At 68.6% G+C, this 1447-nt stretch carries 1 protein-coding gene; it reads right to left on the reverse strand.

Annotated features, from left to right (window positions below):
* The coding region (locus ACFVXN_RS18435) for an IS1380-like element ISRop1 family transposase (RefSeq protein WP_389235973.1) at positions 1-1190 on the reverse strand (1190 nt) is incomplete at its 3' end.
* Between the last annotated feature and the right edge of the window lie 257 nt (positions 1191-1447).

A 1447-nucleotide genomic window follows, 5' to 3' on the forward strand; every position in this document is an offset into this window, starting at 1 on the left:
AACGCCATCACCGCAAGCACCAGCCAGGCACTATTGGCGGCGAACCGCCCCGACGGCAGGTGCGCGAGCGCGGAATTCTTCAGGTCGGCGTGGACCTGCTCGATGATCGCGTGCCCGCGGTGAACCTTGTCCGCGGCCACGGTGTCCAGGACGGCGGGGTCGGTGGTGGTGAAGAACGCGTGGAACCGCCAGGCGTCGAACAACGTGCCCTGACCATCGGTGTGTTCCCGCAGGTCGGGGATGCGGCGCACCACCAACCGGCCCGGTGTCCGCTCGGAGGCGAGGCGGGTGAACGCGGTGAAGTCGATCTCGGCGACCTCGGCGCGGGAGATCCACCGGCCGGCCTGTTCGTCGTAGACGGCGTCGGTGTATTCGATCGGGGTCCACGCATCCTCGTCGATGGCGGCGATCGCCGCCTTCACCGTCGCGGTCATCCGCACCGTGACCGAGACGTCGGCGCCGGAGCGCAGTGCCGCGGACACGGTCGGGTGCCCGTAGAAGGCCGAGTCGGCCCGCACCAGCACAGACCCCGGTGACAGCTGCGGGCGCAGGCGGCCGAGTGTGGCGAGGGCGTCGCTGACCATCCGGGATGCCCCGCGTGGGGATCCGCAGCCGCCGCGGCGCAGGCGTTGGCCGACGATCACCGGTGCCCGCCCGTCGGTGGTGGCGGTGGCGATCAGCGCGTTCAACCCCCGGACCCCCGTATATCCGTAGCCCGAACCCTGCTTGGCGTGCCCGTGCACCTCGACGATGGTGTCGTCGAGGTCGACGAGGATCCGCCCACCTGATTCGGGCCCATCGACCAGCGGTGTTCGTTCGGCCAGGCCTTGCAGGAATCGGGCGGCGACGGCGTCGAGTTGGCGGACGTGCCCGAAGGAGAACGTCCGCAGGAAGGAGCCCAGCGTCGACGGGGCGTACGGGTGGTCGAATACCGTGGGCATGGCGCCGTGCCGCAGCAACGCCATGTCGTCGATGCTGTCGGCGCCGGCGACCATGCCCGCTACCAGTGCGGTCACCTTCCGGCCCGCGTGTGCGCCCTTGTCGGTGGGCAGCGTCAGATGCTCGTCTGCCAGGTCATCGAGGCCGCAGTCCTGAGCCAACCCCAGGACCGGGATCAGTCCGGCCGCGGCGAGGAGATTGCGGTCGTCGAACGCCGAGGCCGTCACCGGGTGGGTGTGGGATAGTTGCACCCTAGAGATGCCCTTCGTGTCGATCGAACTGGTTCTGTGAGAAGTCCAATTCTTTCAGCACGCAAGGGCATCTCGCCGTTTCGACTCACCTACCCCGACACCACATCGGTGGATCCAGGTTAATAAGTACTCACGGGCCGAAGGCACTCCAGTGGTGCCACCGCAGGTCGTGGATCGCGATCACCGGTCCGTCCGGGCGGCGGTCGACGTACTGCGGATACTTCGCGGCGAGAACGTCGATCGCGGCCCCGCTCTCC

This window comes from Cellulomonas sp. NPDC058312, from assembly GCF_042880135.1.
In the GTDB taxonomy this organism is placed as follows: domain Bacteria; phylum Actinomycetota; class Actinomycetes; order Actinomycetales; family Cellulomonadaceae; genus Cellulomonas.